Annotated in this window: 15 protein-coding genes; 9 read left to right on the top strand and 6 right to left on the bottom strand. The window is 36.7% G+C overall.

What is annotated here, in order from left to right; all coding sequences use genetic code 11:
* Positions 1-98: 98 nt before the first annotated feature.
* The gene (dnaK, locus tag AC52CF_RS04660; protein ID WP_214590575.1) at positions 99-1991 is read right to left on the bottom strand and encodes a molecular chaperone DnaK; all 1893 of its coding nucleotides are present in this window, start codon (positions 1989-1991) and stop codon (positions 99-101) included.
* A 434-nt stretch (positions 1992-2425) separates the two neighbouring features.
* Here dnaK and ppk1 point away from each other — a divergent pair, with 434 nt between their 5' ends.
* From ppk1 to AC52CF_RS04620, 8 genes are all read left to right on the top strand, one after another.
* A complete protein-coding gene (gene ppk1, locus AC52CF_RS04655; RefSeq protein ID WP_214590576.1) occupies positions 2426-4498 on the top strand; it encodes a polyphosphate kinase 1 in 2073 nt (690 codons plus the stop codon).
* The gene (locus AC52CF_RS04650) at positions 4495-5379 is read left to right on the top strand and encodes a Ppx/GppA phosphatase family protein (protein ID WP_214590577.1); all 885 of its coding nucleotides are present in this window, start codon (positions 4495-4497) and stop codon (positions 5377-5379) included. Before ppk1 ends, AC52CF_RS04650 begins: the two co-directional genes overlap by 4 nt.
* Before the next feature lie 255 nt (positions 5380-5634).
* Positions 5635-6288, top strand: coding sequence for an NAD-dependent epimerase/dehydratase family protein (locus AC52CF_RS04645; protein ID WP_496517909.1), 654 nt, complete (start codon positions 5635-5637; stop codon positions 6286-6288).
* The gene (locus AC52CF_RS04640) at positions 6285-6437 is read left to right on the top strand and encodes a hypothetical protein (RefSeq protein WP_157967229.1); all 153 of its coding nucleotides are present in this window, start codon (positions 6285-6287) and stop codon (positions 6435-6437) included. Before AC52CF_RS04645 ends, AC52CF_RS04640 begins: the two co-directional genes overlap by 4 nt.
* A gap of 192 nt (positions 6438-6629) precedes the next feature.
* Complete coding sequence (locus AC52CF_RS04635; protein ID WP_496517908.1) at positions 6630-9671, top strand: choice-of-anchor I family protein; 3042 nt, start codon at positions 6630-6632, stop codon at positions 9669-9671.
* 90 nt (positions 9672-9761) lie between these two features.
* Complete coding sequence (locus AC52CF_RS04630) at positions 9762-10592, top strand: SIR2 family NAD-dependent protein deacylase (protein WP_214590580.1); 831 nt, start codon at positions 9762-9764, stop codon at positions 10590-10592.
* 1 nt (position 10593) lies between these two features.
* On the top strand, positions 10594-10965 hold the full coding sequence (locus AC52CF_RS04625) for a hypothetical protein (protein ID WP_496517907.1): 372 nt from the start codon (positions 10594-10596) through the stop codon (positions 10963-10965).
* Between the two features lie 53 nt (positions 10966-11018).
* Positions 11019-11204, top strand: coding sequence for a hypothetical protein (locus AC52CF_RS04620; protein ID WP_496517906.1), 186 nt, complete (start codon positions 11019-11021; stop codon positions 11202-11204).
* Positions 11205-11315: 111 nt separating this feature from the next.
* On the opposite strand, the gene AC52CF_RS04615 is transcribed toward AC52CF_RS04620, so the two are convergent.
* From AC52CF_RS04615 to AC52CF_RS04605, 3 genes are all read right to left on the bottom strand, one after another.
* Positions 11316-11930, bottom strand: coding sequence for a response regulator transcription factor (locus AC52CF_RS04615; protein ID WP_214590582.1), 615 nt, complete (start codon positions 11928-11930; stop codon positions 11316-11318).
* A 652-nt stretch (positions 11931-12582) separates the two neighbouring features.
* Positions 12583-12831, bottom strand: coding sequence for a NifU family protein (locus tag AC52CF_RS04610; RefSeq protein ID WP_214590583.1), 249 nt, complete (start codon positions 12829-12831; stop codon positions 12583-12585).
* Between the two features lie 45 nt (positions 12832-12876).
* Positions 12877-13983, bottom strand: coding sequence for an Mrp/NBP35 family ATP-binding protein (locus AC52CF_RS04605; protein ID WP_214590584.1), 1107 nt, complete (start codon positions 13981-13983; stop codon positions 12877-12879).
* Between the two features lie 260 nt (positions 13984-14243).
* On the opposite strand from AC52CF_RS04605, the gene AC52CF_RS04600 reads away from it, so the two are divergent.
* The gene (locus AC52CF_RS04600; protein ID WP_214590585.1) at positions 14244-17066 is read left to right on the top strand and encodes a GH92 family glycosyl hydrolase; all 2823 of its coding nucleotides are present in this window, start codon (positions 14244-14246) and stop codon (positions 17064-17066) included.
* Between the two features lie 155 nt (positions 17067-17221).
* On the opposite strand, the gene bamG is transcribed toward AC52CF_RS04600, so the two are convergent.
* Entirely contained in the window at positions 17222-18454 is a 1233-nt protein-coding gene (bamG, locus tag AC52CF_RS04595; protein WP_375191143.1) for a BamG family beta-barrel-assembly machinery protein, read from the bottom strand.
* Between the two features lie 16 nt (positions 18455-18470).
* On the bottom strand, positions 18471-19811 hold the full coding sequence (locus AC52CF_RS04590) for a DUF4270 family protein (protein ID WP_375181621.1): 1341 nt from the start codon (positions 19809-19811) through the stop codon (positions 18471-18473).
* Positions 19812-19887 lie beyond the last annotated feature (76 nt).

Genomic DNA, 19887 nt, shown 5'->3' with positions numbered 1-19887 from the left:
AAAAGCACAAAATCAAAAATCTTTGAAAAAACAAAAATCCCCACAAACATACGCCTGTGGGGATTTTCTATATTTTGTTAATTAATATTAATCAATAACTACTTAACTTCTTCGAAGTCTGCATCCTGTACATCTTCTGCACCTCCTGCATTTCCTGTGTTCTGTGCTCCTGCATCAGCTCCCGGCTGTTGTCCTGCTGCATATAATTCTTCTGAAGCTGCCATCCAAGCTGCATCTAAAGCTTCTGTTTTAGCTTTTACGTCATCTGCATTTTTAGCCTCGAAAGCCGTTTTCAGTTCTCCGTGAGCGGCTTCAATGGCTGCTTTTTTATCAGCAGATAATTTTTCACCAAACTCTTTCAATTGCTTTTCAGTCTGGAAGATCAATCCGTCTGCTTTGTTGAAGATTTCAACTTCTTCTTTTTTCTTAGCATCGGCAGAAGCATTTTCCTGAGCTTCTTTCTTCATTCTTTCGATTTCTTCGTCAGAAAGACCTGAAGAAGCCTGAATTTTAATAGACTGCTCTTTACCTGTTCCTTTATCTTTAGCAGAAACACTTAAGATACCATTTGCATCAATATCGAATGTTACTTCAATTTGAGGAACTCCTCTTGGTGCAGGTGGAATATCTGTAAGATCGAATCTGCCGATTTCTTTGTTATCGTTGAACATTGGTCTTTCTCCCTGTCCTACTCTGATGCTTACAGCCGGCTGATTATCAGAAGCTGTAGAGAATACCTCAGATTTTTTAGTTGGGATCGTAGTGTTCGCTTCAATTAATTTAGTGAAAACAGAACCCATGGTTTCGATACCTAGAGAAAGTGGCGTAACGTCAAGAAGTAATACATCTTTTACGTCTCCGGTTAATACACCTCCCTGAATGGCTGCACCAATTGCTACAACCTCATCCGGGTTAACTCCTTTAGACGGTTTTTTACCGAAGAATTTTTCCACTTCTTCCTGAATAATCGGGATTCTTGTAGAACCTCCTACCAAGATTACCTCGTCGATATCTGAAGTAGATAAACCTGCATCTTTCAAGGCTTTAGCAACCGGCTCCATAGATCTTCTTACCAGATCTGCAGATAACTGCTCGAATTTAGCTTTCGTTAAAGTCTTCACTAAGTGTTTAGGACCAGTAGCAGTAGCTGTGATATATGGAAGGTTGATTTCAGTCTGCGGAGAAGAAGACAATTCGATTTTTGCTTTTTCAGCCGCTTCTTTCAATCTTTGTAATGCGATTGCATCAGACTTTAAGTCAACTCCTTCTTCAGATTTGAATTCATCTGCCATCCAGTTGATGATTACATCATCAAAATCATCACCTCCTAAGTGCGTATCTCCGTTTGTAGACAATACTTCGAATACACCATCTCCTAAATCTAGGATAGAGATATCGAAAGTACCACCTCCTAAATCGTATACTGCGATTTTCTGATCTTTGTGGTTTTTATCTAGACCGTAAGCTAATGCAGCAGCAGTAGGCTCGTTGATGATTCTTTCTACTTTAAGACCTGCGATTTCACCCGCTTCTTTTGTAGCCTGTCTCTGCGCGTCGTTGAAATATGCAGGAACCGTAATTACCGCTCTTGTTACTTCCTGTCCAAGATAATCTTCAGCCGTTTTCTTCATTTTCTGAAGCGTCATTGCAGAAATTTCCTGTGGAGTATATTCTCTGTCGTCGATTTTTACTTTTACGGTATCATTTGGTCCGGAAACCACTTCATAAGGCACTCTTGAAATTTCTTTCGCATCTTCTTTAAAATGAGTTCCGATGAATCTTTTAATTGAATATACTGTTTTCTTTGGATTTGTTACCGCCTGTCTTTTTGCAGGATCTCCTACTTTTCTTTCACCATCTTCTGTAAACGCAACGATAGACGGCGTTGTTCTTTTACCTTCTGCGTTAGGAATAACAACAGGGTCTTTACCCTCCATTACAGCAACACAAGAGTTGGTTGTTCCTAAGTCAATTCCAATTATTTTACTCATAATATTTTTATATTTTTTCTAATTTTAATTTTTAATTTACATTCAGTATTTCTCAATATTTATACCATTCAAAATTTTGTGACAAATTGACAGAAACAATCTGAAACAGGAAAAAATAATTTTATTTTTCAGCTTGAAAATTTTAGAAATACAGTTTAGAATAAACCTAAACTTTACTTTTTATATGATTTGAATTTTTGTCACAAAACCTTTTAATACTTGTTAAACCGTATCAATTTTGTCACTTTACGACTTTAAAATAAAAATATCAGTCAGAATTATAATTTTCCAGATAGTTTTTAATAACTTTAATGGATTACAAAAATCATCCGGTTCAGAATCTTTTTCGCTCCAAAAATTTAATTAAAGCTTAACGCAAAAAGGTTTTCAGAGATACCACGAATTATTATTTTTGATAAATTATACACTAGAGAATGTCATTACATTTCAATCCGAGAGATATTACCTGGCTTGCCTTCAACGAGAGGGTTTTACAGGAAGCCATGGACGAAAAAGTCCCTTTACATTTAAGAATCCGTTTTTTAGGAATTTTCTCCAACAATTTAGACGAATTTTTCCGTGTGCGGGTTGCAGGTTTAAAGCGCGCCATGGATTTCAAAGAAAAAGTTATTGCAGAATCTTTTTATCAGCCGCCTTCCAAAATTCTCCAGAAGATCAATGATATTGTGATGCGACAGCAGCAGAATTTTGATAAAACCTGGAAAAAAATTCAGGCGGAAATGGCTGAACATCATGTTTATATTAAAACAGCCAAAAATTTATCTTCCAATCAGAAAGAGTTTGTAAGAAAATATTTTGATGAAGTGGTAGAATCCAATGTTATTCCTATTCTGCTTCATGAAAATACACCTATGCCTTACATGCGGGACAAAAGTCTTTATCTGGGTGTAGCGATGCGGAAAAAAGACTGGCAGTATTCCAGCAATTATGCCATTATTGAAATCCCTTCAAGATTCGTAGGAAGATTTGTTCTGCTTCCTTCCGAAGATGTGGAAGATAAAAATGTAATGCTTCTGGAAGATGTGATTACTTTTAACCTGCCTCATATTTTCTCCTATTTCGGATATGATGAATTTGCGGCCAATGCTTTTAAAGTAACCAAAGATGCCGAACTGGAACTTGATAATGACATCCGTACCAATTTCGCCGAAAAAATTGAAAAAGGTTTAAAAAACAGAAGAAAAGGAAAACCTACGCGTTTTGTTTTCGATAAAGATATGGACAAGGCTCTTCTTGAGATGCTGATCCGAAAATTAAACCTGACGAAAAAAGACAGCATTATTCCCGGAGGAAAAATTCATAATTTTAAACATTTCATGGATTTTCCGGATGTTTTTGAGAGGTATGAAAAGCCTGTTGAAAGAACTTCTTTTACCCATCCTGCTTTTGAAAACACGGAAAGAGTAACGGATGTTATTCTGAAACACGATGTTCTTCTCACCTTCCCTTATCACAAATACAATCCTGTAATTGATCTTCTTCGTGAAGCAGCAATGGATCCCGATGTAAAGTCGATTCAGATCACAGCCTATCGTTTAGCGAGCAGTTCGAAAATCATCAATGCTTTAATTTATGCGGCAAGAAACGGTAAAGAAGTAACGGTAATGCTTGAGCTTCAGGCAAGATTTGATGAAGAATCGAACCTTGAATGGAAGGAAATGCTGGAACCGGAAGGAATCACGGTATTGATAGGTCTTCCGAATAAGAAAGTTCATGCCAAATTATGCGTCATAAAGAAAAGGTCTCACAACAAAACCATCCAGTACGGTTTTGTAAGTACCGGAAATTTCAATGAAAAAACCGCCAGAATTTATGGAGATCATCTGCTAATGACCGCAGACCGCGGAATTATGGCAGACATTAATAAGGTTTTTAATGTTTTGAAAAAGCCGAAGGAAGATTATCTGCCTATTCTTAAAACCTGTAAGAGTTTACTTGTCTGCCCGCAGTTCATGCGTGAAAAGATTCTACATCATATTGATAAGGAAATTGAAGAAGCCAAAGCGGGAAGGCATGCAGAAATGATCGTTAAAGCCAATTCGGTAAGTGACCGTTCCCTGATTGAAAAGCTATATGAAGCAGCACAAGCCGGAGTTGTCATCAGAATGATTGTAAGAGGAATTTACTGTGCTGTGAATCAGAAAGATTTTAAAGAAAAAATAAAAGCAATCAGTATCGTAGACGAATATCTGGAACATGCAAGAGTAATGTATTTTTACAATAAAGGAGCCGAAGATATGTATATTTCTTCCGCAGACTGGATGACGAGAAATTTAGATTACAGAATTGAAGCTGCCGCAAAGATTACGGATAAAAATCTGAAGAAAGAACTGAAAGATATTCTCGACATACAGTTGAAAGATAATGTAAAAGCACGTATTTTAGACAAAAAACTGAGCAACGAATATATTGATAACGATAAGGAAGAGTGCCGTTCTCAGATTGAAACCTATCGATATTTAAAAGCCAAAACGAATAAGAAATGAAGATCGCAGCCATAGATATAGGAAGTAATGCCGCCCGACTTTTGATTAATGAAGTAAAAATAAACAATAAACAGCCCGAATTTATTAAGCTGAATCTTTTGAGAATTCCTCTGAGACTGGGAATGGATGTCTTTAGCTTAGGAAAGATCGGAGAGGAAAGAGAAAAAATGGTAATCGACTCAATGAAGATTTTCAGCGATCTGATGAAAATCTATAAGGTAGAACATTACAGAGCCTGTGCTACGAGTGCCATGCGTGACGCAGCCAACGGAAAGAAAATTATTGAAGAGGTGAAAAGAACTTCAGGAATTAATATTGAAATAATTTCCGGAGACGAAGAAGCAACTCTGGTTTTTGAAAATCATGTTGCAGAAGGACTTGATAAAGAATTTGCCTATTTGTATATTGATGTCGGTGGAGGTTCTACAGAGCTTACTTTCTACGAAAACGGAAAAATGAAGTACGAAAAGTCTTTTAATATCGGAACCATCCGTTTGCTGAACAATCTGGTAACGCCCGACAACTGGAAAGATATGAAGGAAGAAATCCGAAAAAATATCAACAGCAAAAAACCGATTGTTGCCATCGGATCAGGAGGAAACATCAACAAAGTTTTTTCCATGAGCAAAACGAAAGACGGCAAACCGATGTCTCTTTCTCATCTTAAAAAAGTGTATAAAGAGTTTGATGATCTTACCGTTGATGAAAGAATGACAAAATATAATCTTCGCGAAGACAGAGCCGACGTTCTGGTTCACGCGTTACAGATCTTCAACAATGTGATGTCATGGTCGGAAATCAACAGGATTTTTGTACCTAAAATTTCTGTTGCAGATGGTTTAATCCACAATATTTACAGCAAATTGAAGGATAAGAAGTAAATATATTATAGTATAGAAAATTTAAAAGCCGACCAGATTGAACTGATCGGCTTTTTTATTTATGGTTTCAAAAGTTTTTTGCTTGATTTGGAGGTTTCGGCGGCTGCTTCGCAGCCGCCGAAACCCTCAAACCCTTATCAATTAGGTTAAATAATCCCCAAATTCCAAAAAACTAAAAAAAATTGTATAATTTTTGATACCACATAAAGTAAAAATATTCCTGAAAACGTCAACAACAGTAATAACAGTAAAGAAATGAATTCAATAAAAATAATTCTCACGGGAGCAACAGGAATGGTGGGTGAAGGCGTTTTAATGGAATGTCTAGAGAATCCGAACATTTCTGAAATTCTCAGTGTAAGCCGAAAACCATCGGGCAAAAAACACACCAAATTAAAAGAATATATTGTTTCAGATTTTCTCAAAATAGATCTGAATGATGAAAACTTGAAAGGATATGATGCCGTCTTTTTCTGTGCAGGAATCAGCAGTGTAGGAATGAGCGAGGAAGAATATACCAAAATTACGTATGATACGACGCTGCATTTTGCCAAAGCAGTACTTCATCAGAATCCGGATATGGTGTTCAACTATGTTTCCGGAGCGCATACCGACAAAACGGAAAGCGGGAAAATAATGTGGGCGAGAGTAAAAGGCAGAACAGAAAATGCACTCAGAAAGCTTGGATTCCGGGCAGCATATAATTTTCGACCGGGATTCATGAAACCCGTTGAAGGTCAGGAAAATGTAAAATGGTTTTTTAAACCTTTAATTTGGATTTTTCCTGTCTTATTACCATCAAAATCATTAACTTTACAAGAAGTGGGTATTGCAATGATCAATGCTGTACTAAAAGGATATCCGACTTCAACATTAGAAATTAAGGACATTAAAAATCTGGCGATATGAAGGAAATGTTAAAAAGAATTTTTCTGGTAGCTTTTATTTTATTGGTTCTGACGGCAATTTCAGGATTTTTTTATATGCAGAAGCATCCCATGGAAGGAAATAAATTCACGGGTAAAAATCTGCGTTTTTCCGGTCAGGTCTCAAAATAAAAATATTTTTGGGAAATTATCCGTTCTAAAATCGTTTCAACTGAAATCGATTTCTGTATTTCATGGCTATTATTTTTTATTATTAACTTAAATTTATTCTTACCTGTTATTTATTAATCATTTTTTAAAATTTGCTTAAAATCTTTGCAAAGTAGAACCTTCATTTTTGCATAAATTTAATGTAAGTAAAAAATGATTAACAACTACCTGTTAAAAAGTTCTGTTGTCGCCGCATTCTTTCTTCAGGGAGCGGTTTTCGGGCAGACCTCTCTTATCCATTACTGGAACTTCAACAACAATGCTTCGGCAGCTTCCATCACTACCCCGACTTCCACTTTGGTGGGAGGTTCGATGACAGCCGTAATCAACGGAACTACTGATGTAGATTTCGCCAACGGAACAGGACAGAATTTCAATATCGACAATTTCAATGCGAGAAACGGAGATGTTTCAGGAACGCATTTACGCTATAATTTCCCGATCAACGGAAATCTTCAGTTCAATTTGCCAACAACAGGATACAATAATGTTGTCGTGAAATTTACGACAAGAAGATCCGGTTCCGGAGCAGGAACGCAGACGTGGAAATATTCTGTGGACGGAACAAATTTCGTTACTTTTCAGACGGTTTCTCCTTTAGATGCCAATCCTCAACTCATTACTTTAGATTTTTCGACAATCTCAGGAGCAGCCAACAATCCTAATTTTAAACTTAAAGTTGAATTCTCACAAGGTTCCGGAGGAACTGTGGGTAACAACCGTTTCGATAATTTTACCGTAGATGCAACCCTCATTAATGCTGCCGACACTACTCCCCCCACGGTAACTTATCTTCCCTCAAACAACACAAATAATGCTCTAACGACTGTAAATCCTACGATTTCTTTTAATGAAAGTGTAAGGTTAACAGACAATTCCGCGATCAACGATTCTAATGCACAAATGCTTGTCGATTTCCGCCTTGGAAATGCTTCAGGTTCTCAGGTTCCCTTTACAACTACGTTTTCCAGCAATAAAATTACAGTGATCCCGACTGTAGCTTTAATCCCCAACCAAACGTATTATCTGGCTTTAAAACCTAACATGGTAGAAGATACCAGTGATAATGCAGTGACGGCAGTTACTTCCACCACTTTTACCACCGCAGGAACCTCAATTTCGTTGGATAAAAACTTTATTAAAGTCAGTGAAAATGCAGGAACTTTGGCATTTAAAATAAATGTTACAAATCCGTCAAATTCCTCTGTGAATTTAGTGGTGAAACCCGCTCCTTTCAGCACGGCAAACAGCAGCGACTTTACACTAACGAATCAGACGATTAATCTTACTCCTTCCACAGCGAGTTATACCGTAAACATCCCGATCATCGATGATTCGCTGGAAGAACAGCAGGCTGAATATTTTGTAGTAAGCCTTGAAAATCCGGTCGGAGCAACCATTTCCGGAGACAGCAATGCAACAGTTTATATTGTTGATAATGACAAACCCGCTCCGGTTCCAACTCATCAGATTTCTTTAAATTATATCGGAAGTTTTGATCCTTCGGGAACCAATACCAGTTCTACGGAAATTGTGGTTCATGATCCTGCCACACAGAGATTATTTACCATCAGCTCTATCACCGATGTTTTTGATATTATTAATTTCAGCAATCCTACTTCGCCAACCGTTGTTAATACCATTAATATGGCTCCTTACGGCGGAATTACAAGCATTGCCGTAAAAAACGGAATTATTGCTGCGGCTTCTCCAAACACCAATCCGCAGCTGAACGGTTCTGTAGTTTTCTTTGATATCAACGGAAATTTCCTGAAGCAGGTTACCGTAGGAGCTTTACCGGATATGATTACTTTTTCACCGGACGGAACAAAAGTAATGACCGCCAATGAAGGCGAACCGAACGATTCTTATACCGTAGATCCGGAAGGAACAATCAGCATTATTGATATTTCGGGCGGAATTTCCAATCTTACGCAAAGCAATGTTACGACGCTTAATTTTAATGCTTTTGATGCTCAGGTTTCTGCATTAGCTGCAACCGGTTTGAGAAAAGTAAGAACAAACAATACGCTTTCTCAGGATTTAGAACCTGAATACATTACAATTAGCTCAGACAGTCAGAAAGCATGGGTTACACTTCAGGAAAACAATGCAGTGGCTGAAGTTAATTTAGCCACAAAAACCATTACAGGAATTTGGGGATTGGGTAAAAAAGACATGAGCATTCCCGGAAACGGCTTTGATGCTTCCGATAACAACGGAGAGATTTTAATTGCCAACTGGCCTGTGAAAGCTTATTTTCTTCCGGATGGAGTACAGAATTATAAAGTTGGAGGAACCAATTATATTGTAACTGCCAATGAAGGAGATGAAAAAGATCTTGCAGGATTCAGTGAAAGAACCACAGTAGGCGCGAATGATTATACTTTAGATCCGGCTATTTTTCCACAATCTTCTGTTTTAAAGGCTTCTTATAATTTAGGAAGGTTCAGAGTTTCCAATGCGACAGGAAATACAGACGGAGATACAGATTTCGAGGAAATTGCAGCTTTGGGAGCGCGTTCATTCTCGATCTTCAATGCAGATACGAAGCAGATCGTTTACGACAGCGGAGACCGTTTTGAGAGATATATAGCAGCCAATCATCCATTGATCTTTAATGCAGATAATGAATCCAATACTGTTAAAAGCAGAAGCCGTGCAAAAGGTCCTGAACCGGAAGGAGTTGCTTTAGGAAATATTAACGGACAAACGTACGCCTTCATTACACTGGAAAGAACCGGCGGAGTAATGGTTTATAATATTACAGATCCTAACAATCCTGCTTTTACAGATTACAAGCATTCAAGAATGACTTCTGCATACGGAGGCGATAACGGACCGGAAGGACTTATCTACATTGCCCCAGAAAATACAACGACCGGAAAAGGATATGTAATTGTTGCCAATGAAATCAGCGGTACATTATCGATGTATGAAATTACCAATGCTCCTACTTTGGCAACCGGAGAGGTTAAATCTGAAAAAGCAACCTTCAATGTATTCCCGAATCCGGTAACAAAAGGAAATATTCTGTATTTCAACCGAGCACAGGACTATGAATTGTATGATATGTCCGGAAAACAGATTGGAAAAGAAAAAAATGCTTTAACAATCGACACTTCGATGCTTTCCACAGGAGTTTATCTTATAAAAACTTCCGAAGGACATCTGAAAAGAGTTATTGTAAAGTAGATTATATATTATTTAGTTGATTAAATGAGCCTCGAATTTCGGGGCTTTTTTGTTTTAAAGAAATTCAGTAGTTTTAAACTTTGAAATACCATGAAAACGCAATTAGAAGAAATCATCCGTCAGGTTTACCATAAAGAAAAACGAAATCTTTTCACTTTTTTAACGGGAGCAGGAATTTCATCCGACAGCGGAATTCCTACCTATCGCGGAACAGACGGAATCTGGGTAAAAGGAACACGGTTTCATAAGCCGGAAGAATTCGGAACGCTGAAATATTTTAAGCAACATCCTGAAGAAGTTCTTCAATTTTCTCTTTTCAGGAAAAAAATGTTTGATAGTGCAGAACCCAATGAAAGCCATTTTCATTTAGCTGAAATTGAAAAAATGCTGCAGGACCGGTTTCATCTGATCACACAAAATATAGACAATCTTCACAGGCGCGCAGGAAATCAACGAATTTATGAAATTCATGGAAATAACCGTGAAATTAAATGTTCGAACGGATGTAAGGAAATTTTGAATCTTCCGGAAGAAATTAAAGGCAAAGACATCGATGAAGATCTTACAGCAAAAGATATTGAATTGCTTACCTGCTCGTATTGCGGACACTGGATGCGTCCGAATATTTTGTGGTTTGATGAATATTATGATGAAAAAACCAATAAGAAATTCAGTTCTCTGAAAGTGGCAAAAAACAGCGGAGTGCTTTTCATTATCGGAACTTCCGGAGCAACAAATCTTCCGCTTGCCATTGCTGAAACTGCATTGAAATACGGAGCATTTATTGTTGATATCAATACAGAAGACAACCATTTCACGGAACTGATCGTAAATAAAAAAAATAAGCTGATCATCCGGGAAAAGTCTACTGAGGTTTTAAAGGTGATTAAAGAGATTATTGAAAATTTATCTGAAATTTAAGATGGATAATCCGGACATTAATTTTTTAATTATAAAAGCTTTCAAAGCAAAATATAAAAGTTATTACTGGAATCATATTTCAAAATTAAGAACATATGTAAATGATGAAATGATTTCGGAATGTTTTGAAATGATAGATTCTGATAATGTAAAATTTAAACAAATCGGGATTGATATTCTATGCCAATCAGGAAATAAACGTGGAAACTTTGTTGAGTCTCTTTTTGATAAAATCTTTGAAATTTTAAGAACAACATCTGATGAAAATCTTATTTGTACATGCCTTTTTGCCATTGGTCACAACAACCAACATTTAAAAACAAAACATTTTAAAACTTTAGAAAATTTCAAAACTCAGAATCTAAAGAGATAAGGTATGCACTTACTTTCTCTTTGCTGGGAGTTGAGAATTATAAAGCAGTAAAAATGATGATAAAACTGGCAAAGGACAGGAGCCTTAGAGTGAAAGACTGGGCTACTTTTGGTCTTGGAACACAAATCGAATATGACGATGAAGAAATCAGAAGTGTCTTGTATAAAAATTGTTTTTCTAAAGACCATCAGATAAGGCATGAAGCTATAAAAGGGCTTGCAAACAGAGAAAATAAGTAAGAAACTGCTGAAATCAAACTTCGAAAGTATTCTGCATCTATTTTAGGAATTCGAAATTCAAGTCACTGTAAAATAAAAATCGCGGCAAAATTCTTTCGCCGCGACTGCTTTTTAATGCATATCGTCATAGATTCTTACGAGATCTACTACATTTTTAACCTGTAGTTTTTCAAAAATTTTCTTCTTATAGGTACTGATCGTCGACATTTTGAGATTCAGACTATTCGAAATTTCTATATTTCCGTTGCCTTCTGCGAGAAGTTTAAAAATCTGAAATTCCCTTTTTGAAAGCCGCTCCACAGAATGAATATCCGTAGACTGCATAACGAGTTTCTTCATCATATCTACCGTGTAATAATATCCCTCTTCGAATATTGCCTTCACGCTTGCTAAGATTTCTTCTTCTGTGGCGCCTTTATTAAGATATCCCGCCGCTCCTTCTTCTATGTACTGAATTCCTACATTTTCATCGTAATTGGAAAAGATAAGAATCCTTAATTGTTTCTGTTTCTTTTTCAGTTCCTTTACCATTGCTTTGAAAATACTCTGCGGAATATCAATATCAATAATTAAAAGATCATATATCTTTTCAGAAACTTTTTCTTTTGCTTCAAGATAAGTTCCTGCGAAATCTATAGTACACTGATATTCAAGTTTCGTTTCTAAAATGAGCGAAGTTCCCATTCTTACAACATAATGACCGTCAGCAATGAGTATATTTTTCATAGTGTTAGTTTTAATAATTTCCCTTTTCGGAAAATTGCTTTCCATTCAATTTTTACAGTTTCAATACAAGTTACAGACCAATATTATTTTTTTGTTATATTTTACCTGATTAAAGAGATTTACGAACATTCAATATACTGTATTATCCTGAAATTCTTCAGAACATATTATTTCCACTTTTTTACACCAACTGCTAAAAAAATATGAAACATCTAAAACATAAGAATAAAAGTATATTACAAGCATACATCCCCATATCGCATTGTAAACAATTCTGTACAAAAATAGCACATAAAATATTCATGAACACTTAGAATTATTACTATAAAAAATTTCATAATATTCTTTAAATTTTTCTTAAAAAACAGCAATATCAGGTTTAAAGACCTGTCTGAAAGTAATATATAGATAATTTCTCTATTTCATGCTGATCATATTTTTTTTGATAAATTCCAGATTCAGGGATATCTTCTAATCAAAAAATGGCAATCGACCTGGTAAGCAATTTAAATTCTATCCGCTTCTGCCACCATTCTCGTCAGAAACTTTAAGATCTATTTTAAAATAAATAGAAAATCTGTTACAGTAAGCTAAGGATAAAAAAAGACAGACCTTAAACGATCTGTCTTATAAAATATTTATTTTTATTCTTCTACTCTACATTTATTACTCTCTCTATTTCCGGAGCATATTGCTTAATGGTATTTTCCACGCCTAATTTTAAGGTTGAAAAATTTAAAGAACATCCGGAACAGTTTCCTAAAAGTTTTACGTAAACCAGACTGTCTTTCACATCGATAAGCTCGATATCACCACCGTCCTTATTCAGAAACGGACGGATGCTTTCCAGAGCTTCCAAAACTCTTGTTACAGTATCTTCGTGCGTTATATTTGTTTCCATATTTTTTTCAGTTCAGTTCTGTTTTTTTCAGATTTTAAAAAATCATTATTTTGCTTTTGGCGAGCAGCCAGCCATGGTTGTAATCTTTACCGCTTCTGTTGGCGGAAGATATTTGTTTCTTTCCACAAGGCTCTCTACCATTTTTCGGGCAGTTTCCGTATAGATTTTAGTAATTTTAGAACCTTCCTGTAAAGCTGCCGGTCTTCCGACATCTCCAGCTTCTCTGATGCTCTGGATTAAAGGAATTTCCCCTAAAACAGGAATCCCAAGATCATCTGCAAGATATTGCGCTCCCTGCTGTCCGAAGATATAATATTTGTTGTCCGGCAATTCTTCCGGTGTAAAGTATGCCATATTCTCGATTAATCCAAGAACCGGAATGTTGATGCTTTCCATCTGGAACATTGCAATACCTTTTCTTACATCTGCCAGAGCAACGTGTTGTGGTGTACTTACAATTACTGCTCCCGTCACAGGAACCTCCTGAATGATGGATAAATGAATATCTCCCGTTCCCGGAGGAAGATCAATAAGCAGGAAATCCAGTTCTCCCCAAGCTGCATCGCGGATCATCTGGTTCAATGCTTTTGAAGCCATCGGACCTCTCCAGACTACTGCCTGATTAGCTCCTGAAAAATATCCTATCGAAAGCATTTTTACGCCATAATTTTCAATAGGCTTCATCAGATTTCTTCCGTCCACTTCTACAGAAATTGGTTTTTCACCTTCCGTATCAAACATGGTAGGAACTGAAGGACCGTAAATATCTGCATCTAACAATCCTACTTTGAAGCCCATTTTTGCTAAAGTTACTGCCATATTTGCAGAAACTGTAGATTTACCAACTCCTCCTTTTCCGGAAGCAATGGCAATAATATTCTGAATTCCCGGAATTTGCTTTCCTTTGATCTGGCTTTGCTGAATTTCGCTCGGCTCCGGAGAAACGATCTTTAATTTCAGATTAATATCTTCGCCAAACTCGCTTGCGAAAGCCTGCTTCATTGCTGCTTCAAGCTTTTTCTTTTCGTGCATTGCGGGAGAATGAGCCGTCATGTCAATATAGACATCATTGCCCATTATCTGAAGATTATTCACCAAATCATCAACTTCTATCTCTTTAAGGAAACCCTGTACCTTTTCTTTCGTCAACATAAACTAAATAAATTGTTTACAAATTTACGTAATTTTTAGCTATTTAGAATAAGTAAAGAGACTGATAGATATTTTCTTTTGAGGAAAAAAGATTTAGCAGAAACAAGCTTATTAAAAATAAATTATTTCCCTTCATTTAATCATAAAAACGGTTTCATAAGTCCTTATTAATTCGGCGCAATGTGTATTTCCTCATTATTAATGAAATTTTGTTAGATTTGTTGAAATCTATATCAAGTAAAAATTACATCACCAAACCAATGAACTCTAAAAAATTCATCTTACTTTTTTTTCTCACTTCCCTATGTATCAAAGCCCAGAACTATTCGCAGTATGTGAATCCGTTTATAGGAACCGGCGGTCATGGTCACACCTTTCCCGGAGCTATTGTTCCGTTCGGAATGGTACAGCTTTCTCCTGACACCAGAATCGACGGAAGCTGGGATGGCTGCAGCGGCTATCATTATTCCGACTCAGTGATCTATGGATTTTCACACACGCACTTAAATGGAACCGGAGTTTCAGATTACGGAGACATTATGCTGATGCCAACGATGGGAAACCCCGGTTTAACACCTAAAGAATATTCATCCAGATTTTCTCATAAAAACGAAAAAGCAACCGCAGGATTTTATTCCGTTAAATTAGAAAAAAACAATATTGATGTTCGTTTAACCACGACTAAAAGAGTCGGTTACCATGAATATACCTTCAACAATGCAGGAAATGCGAATATTATTTTAGATCTGAATCACAGAGATAAACTGCTGGAAGGTGAAGTAAAAATCATTGATGATAAAACGATTGAAGTTTTCCGCAGAAGTGAAGCTTGGGCAACGAACCAATACATTTATGCAAGAATTGAGTTTTCAAAACCGATGTTTAGATCTAAAGATCATGTTGTAAAGCCTAGCGAAAGAGGGGTTTCTATACCTGAGAAAGTTACAAAAGGTGATGAAATTCAAATAGCATTTTCTACAAAGGTCAAAAAAGGCGAAAAAATTCTTGTAAAAGTGGCGATTTCACCTACAGGGTACGAAGGAGCGGCAAAAAATATGCTGGCTGAAGGGAAGTCTGATAATTTTGATGACATTCAAAAAAATGCTGTTGCAGACTGGAATAAAGAATTATCTAAAATCGAGGTTAAATCTTCCGACAAAAATAAACTTGCAGTTTTCTACACAGCAATGTATCACGTGTTCACACAACCGAACATCTATATGGATGTTGACGGAAAATACAGAGGTCGTGACAACAAATTCTACATGGCAAACGGATTCGATTATTATTCGGTTTTTTCGCTTTGGGATACTTTTCGCGGAGCGCATCCTTTGATGACTTTAACCGACAGAAAAAGAACGGCAGATTTCATCAATACCTTTATTAAACAATATGAACAGGGCGGAAAACTTCCGGTTTGGGAACTGGCTTCCAACGAAACGGAATGCATGATCGGTTACCACGCAGTTTCCGTTATTGCCGATGCGATGGCAAAAGGAATTACAGGTTTTGATTATGAAAAGGCATTTCAGGCTTCTAAAAACTCTGCTATGCTAGATATTTTTGGGTTAAATGCTTACAAACAGAACAATTTCATCAGCATTGATGATGAGCATGAAAGTGTTTCTAAAACCGTAGAATATGCTTACGACGACTGGTGTATCGCTCAAATGGCTAAAATTTTAGGCAAGAAAGAAGACCATCAGTATTTCATGAAACGTTCTCAGAATTGGAAAAATCTGTACAATCCAAAGAATGGGTTTATGCAGCCGAGAAAAAACGGAAACTGGCATGAACCTTTTGAGCCGAGAGAAGTTAATAACAATTATACCGAAGGAAATTCGTGGCATTATTCCTACTCTGTTCAGCAGGATATTCCGGGACTGATCGCGGCACATGGCGGAAAAGAGAAATTTGAACAATTTATTGATGGTATTTTTTCTGCACCGGACAAAACAACAGGAAGAGAACAGGTGGATATTACCGGATTAATCGGACAATATGCACAGGGAAATGAACCGAGCCACCACATCGCATATCTTTATAATTACGTAGGAAAACCTGAGAAAACAGATGCAAAAATTAAATTCATCCTTGATAATTATTATAAAAACACACCGGACGGTCTGATCGGAAATGAAGACTGCGGACAGATGAGCGCATGGTATATTCTGAGTGCTATGGGAATTTACTCTGTAACTCCCGGTTTACCGGAATGGCAGACAACGAAGCCTTATTTTGATGAGGTTAAAATTCATCTTGAAGACGGAACAACAAGAACGATTACTCCCAATACAAACAGAGAAGAGCTTAAAAAACTTGGTTTTGAAAATGCAAAATCGTTTAAAGATTTTAAATATGATGAATTAACGGCATCTCCTGTTATTTCTGCTGCAAGAATTTTTGATTTAAATACAAAAGTTGAGATCACAGCGCTAAATCCTGATGACAAAATTTACTATATGACACTGGATGAAGGTGATGCGAACGTAAGAAAAATGTTTACCGCCTATAAAGGTCCTTTCACCATTACTAAAACCACTCAGGTTGCGGCTTACGCGGAAAGAAATGGTGAAAAAAGTTCAATTGTAAGAGCCAATTTCAACAGAAGACCGAATAACTGGGACATTACGGTAAATTCCACTCCTACCCCACAATACACAGCAAGCGGAAAATTATCTTTAATCGACGGAATCAACGGTGATACCAACTGGAGAAAAGGAGAATGGCTGGGTTATCAGGGACAGACTTTTGAAGCGATTATCGACATGAAATCACCTCAACAATTCACTCAGTTATCTTCAACCTATCTTCAGGACAGCCGCGCATGGATTTTGATGCCTAAAAAAGTGGAATATTATGTTTCCAACAACGGAAAAGATTTTATTTTGCTAAAAACAGTTGAAAATACTCTGGATCCGAAAGATGAAACCGTTCAGGTAAAGGATTTTTCAACGGAGGTTCTTCCTACACAGGCTCGCTACGTAAAAGTAAAAGCCTACCATTTCGGGAAACTTCCGGAGTGGCATCAGGGAGCGGGCGGTGATGCTTATATTTTTGTGGATGAGATTTCTGTGAAATAATTATTCATAAAATTCTCTGAAAGCATAATCCTGAAATGAATATTATGTTTTTATGATTCAAAATCAGAAGTATCATAAAAAAGTTAAACTGTTTCTGAAAAAAAGGCTGTCTTAGAATCAAAGACAGCCTTTTTTATTTTTGCCCTGAAAATAATTTAATCTATATATTTCTTCTTAAACCAGGTATCAAGAACATTCATGCTGATGCTTAACATGTGGTAATTTTCTTTAATGGAAACATTTTGCTGTAATCCGTGAATGCCATAACCGTAGCTTACGTTAAGATTAACACGATTCAGAGGAATTCCCAAACCGGCGGTAAACTCCAGCTTATCTATTTTAACTTTATTAATTTTGTAATATCCGGTATCATAATTTACTCCGAAACGATACACAAAGGCTTCCGATAATTTTTCAAATCTCTTTTTCGCAGGCAAGATCTCCAGTCCCAGACCGTAAACATTCTGTCTGTAGTACTGTTCAGACGTTTCTGTATTTTTTACTTTATCCCAGTTGCTTTGTCTGAAATCGAAAGTCATCCTGTATTTTTCCTTCGCAAGAATTCCTACTCCCGCTCCCATCTCAAAAGGTAATGAAGAGTCTCTGGAAGAAAGACCGGAAGTAACGGTATTGGTATAATCCTTATCTTCCGTGTAAGAAACCTCCCGTTTTGAAACGAGTTTACTCCCAAAATTCACAATTCCTCCAAGAGTAAGTTTAAAATTATCACCAAATTCTTTTTTATACTGCGTCCCCAAATTGTAACTAAAACCTGTATATCTTACGCTTCTGTTGATTTCAACTTCTGTAGTCGTAGAGATAGTTTCTTTCCTGTAAATGGTTCCGAAATTATTGTTTACCTTCCCGCCCAGACTCCAGTTATCATTAATTTTATACGCCAGACTTATTCCCCACTTCGATAGTCCTCCGCTTCCTTCGTACGTCACAGGATATTCGCTTACCGTACCTTCGATAGGAATAGTGGAAGAAATCTTATAATCCGAAGAAGTGGTAGGCTGCATACTGATCCCAATAAATGCTTTTCTGGAAATTCTTAAGACAGCGCTGAAGTTTGTAAAGTTAGAGTTCAGCCTGTTGTCTGATCCCAAATTGCTTGAAATAGTATTATACTTCAAGATCCCGCTTACATTGAAAACAACATTTCTGGAGCTAAGATCCGTCATTGAAGCCTGATTTTTAGAGTTGATATAATCCGGAGCCTCCAAAGCAATTCCTGTATTTCCCAAAGCGATATTTCGTGCATCATCTACGTTATTAAAACCTCCAATTCCGAAATAGGAATATGGTGAAGAGTTTTGGGCATACATTACAGAAGTAAAAATGCATGAGAATAAAATACCTGCCGTTGTTTTATTTTTCTTGTTCATAAAATTAATCTTGCATTTAATATCCCAGCATATACACCTTCAGTTTCGCCGGATTTGTTTTATTTTTTTGGTCTCCTGTAACTAACCTTCCGCAAAGAACATCTGCATATGAAGATGGATACATTAAAATATTATAATTAGAATTTGCCGATTCTGACAGTATGGTGTTTACATAGCTCTTCACGGAAAAATTGTAAGTATGTTCATTCTGAAATTCGCTGCCGGCTGAAAGACTCGTTGCAATTTCCGTACTCCCGTCTGAGGTGTAAGTGCTTACAATATTGTTAAATTTATCTCCCAGATAATAATAAAGAGGTGAAGGATTATAAAAGTTATCGGAATAATATCCGGCCACCGGACTCAGAGACAATGTGGCATCGATAATTTTATAATTCTGATATACATTCTTCAAAGACTTCAGATAAGGAATTTCTATCCTTGTATACACTCCTATCCCTGCCATCATGTAGGCTCTGTTCCCCAAATTTGCAGAATAAATGGGTTTTGATGAAGAAAGCCCATCCAATTGGGATCCTGTAAAATCACTTTGTATTTTGTTATATTGATAGGTTGTACTCGGATTAAGATCCAGTGTATACTTTACAGGCTCCGTACCGTTTTGTGATGCGGTGTGATAATACATTCTCACAATGTTGGAAACCTTCTCTTTTGTACTTTTATTGATCTGAACCTCATACGAGGAATTAATTCCGAAACGCAGCATCGCATTATTATTAGAGGAAGGTACTAAAGCAAGACCTTTATAAAAGTTAAGAAAATATTCCTGAGTGGTTACATCACTATTTTTAAGCGTATTAAAGAGCGATTGTCCGAAAGACTGATCCAGTTTTATCTTCACGTAGCTGCTGTCTGTATTGGGTCTCGGAAAAAACACCGCCTCTCCTATGGAATTAGAAGAATAATTAAAGTGGCTTTTGCTGTAAAGATATCCGTTGTTCAGTTTAATACGGTCTGTTAAAGGATAAACATTCAGTTTGTAAGAACTAAGAGTATCTCCGTAATAAAAATTTGTGTTCGTAAGATACATCACAATAGAATCGAAAACCGCAGTTGTAGGCGAAGACAGCGTATAGCTTTCGGGTGTCAGTTCAAAAAGAGAAGAAGAATTTACCCTTCCGAAAGTCTGGTCATTGATGGCTCCGATCATCATTACACTTTTCCCTGATGTTACTACAGAATCTTTCATAACGGTAGACATCTTCATGGTGAGAGTATCAATCATAACAATTTTAGATTCCGCATCCATCCAGGAGCTTCCCACTTCATAGGTGTTGCTTTCGTCCTCACAGGAAAATAAAAGGAACAGCGAAAAACACAATAAAAAATATTTATACATCTTTTTTCAGCAAACATATCATTAAGTTCATATTAAGATAAAATTTATTCTTCCGTTGCCCTCGAGTTGTAGACGG

The sequence above is a fragment of the Chryseobacterium sp. 2P genome, assembly GCF_059579425.1.
Note: the sequence above shows the minus strand (reverse complement) of the source record. Positions and strands in the feature narration are given on the sequence as shown.

What these genes read in the sequence shown, in the direction of transcription:
- AC52CF_RS04600 (WP_214590585.1), top strand. Translation starts at nt 14,244, where the DNA reads ATGAACTCTAAAAAATTCATCTTACTTTTTTTTCTCACTTCCCTATGT.
- AC52CF_RS04630 (WP_214590580.1), top strand. Translation starts at nt 9,762, where the DNA reads ATGAAAACGCAATTAGAAGAAATCATCCGTCAGGTTTACCATAAAGAA.
- AC52CF_RS04610 (WP_214590583.1), bottom strand. Translation starts at nt 12,831, where the DNA reads ATGGAAACAAATATAACGCACGAAGATACTGTAACAAGAGTTTTGGAA.
- AC52CF_RS04650 (WP_214590577.1), top strand. Translation starts at nt 4,495, where the DNA reads ATGAAGATCGCAGCCATAGATATAGGAAGTAATGCCGCCCGACTTTTG.
- dnaK (WP_214590575.1), bottom strand. Translation starts at nt 1,991, where the DNA reads ATGAGTAAAATAATTGGAATTGACTTAGGAACAACCAACTCTTGTGTT.
- AC52CF_RS04635 (WP_496517908.1), top strand. Translation starts at nt 6,630, where the DNA reads ATGATTAACAACTACCTGTTAAAAAGTTCTGTTGTCGCCGCATTCTTT.
- AC52CF_RS04640 (WP_157967229.1), top strand. Translation starts at nt 6,285, where the DNA reads ATGAAGGAAATGTTAAAAAGAATTTTTCTGGTAGCTTTTATTTTATTG.
- AC52CF_RS04645 (WP_496517909.1), top strand. Translation starts at nt 5,635, where the DNA reads ATGAATTCAATAAAAATAATTCTCACGGGAGCAACAGGAATGGTGGGT.
- AC52CF_RS04620 (WP_496517906.1), top strand. Translation starts at nt 11,019, where the DNA reads ATGATGATAAAACTGGCAAAGGACAGGAGCCTTAGAGTGAAAGACTGG.
- AC52CF_RS04615 (WP_214590582.1), bottom strand. Translation starts at nt 11,930, where the DNA reads ATGAAAAATATACTCATTGCTGACGGTCATTATGTTGTAAGAATGGGA.
- AC52CF_RS04590 (WP_375181621.1), bottom strand. Translation starts at nt 19,811, where the DNA reads ATGTATAAATATTTTTTATTGTGTTTTTCGCTGTTCCTTTTATTTTCC.
- ppk1 (WP_214590576.1), top strand. Translation starts at nt 2,426, where the DNA reads ATGTCATTACATTTCAATCCGAGAGATATTACCTGGCTTGCCTTCAAC.
- AC52CF_RS04605 (WP_214590584.1), bottom strand. Translation starts at nt 13,983, where the DNA reads ATGTTGACGAAAGAAAAGGTACAGGGTTTCCTTAAAGAGATAGAAGTT.
- AC52CF_RS04625 (WP_496517907.1), top strand. Translation starts at nt 10,594, where the DNA reads ATGGATAATCCGGACATTAATTTTTTAATTATAAAAGCTTTCAAAGCA.
- bamG (WP_375191143.1), bottom strand. Translation starts at nt 18,454, where the DNA reads ATGAACAAGAAAAATAAAACAACGGCAGGTATTTTATTCTCATGCATT.